This is a genomic window from Pseudomonas sp. 30_B (assembly GCF_017491605.1).
Classification (GTDB): Bacteria; Pseudomonadota; Gammaproteobacteria; order Pseudomonadales; family Pseudomonadaceae; genus Pseudomonas.
In genome coordinates this window covers 1-246 of record NZ_JAFGYY010000469.1, presented here as the reverse complement: position 1 = coordinate 246, position 246 = coordinate 1, and the positions used below count along the sequence as shown (strand labels likewise).

Sequence of the window (246 nt, the reverse complement as noted above, 5' to 3'; positions counted from 1 at the left end):
CGAAGGGTTCGCTCCACACCTCGAAGCCGCCGGGCTTGCGCTGCTCGCAGAACACCGCCTTCCAGTCGCCGAAGCGCATGGCCACCAGTTGGCCGTCGTCGTTGAAGTAGTAGAACTCGTTGCGCGCACTCTCGTTGGACTTGCCGGTCAGGTAGTCCAGCTGGTTGTAGCCGTCCAGGTGCACCTTGAAGTTCTTGCCGCCGACATCAGTGCCCTTGAGCAGGCGATCCTTGATGTCGGTATCGC

1 pseudogene is annotated in these 246 nt (G+C 61.4%); it reads right to left on the bottom strand.

Annotated features, from left to right (window positions below):
• Positions 1-246: pseudogene (locus J5M67_RS29135) on the bottom strand (arylsulfatase); the annotation flags it as partial.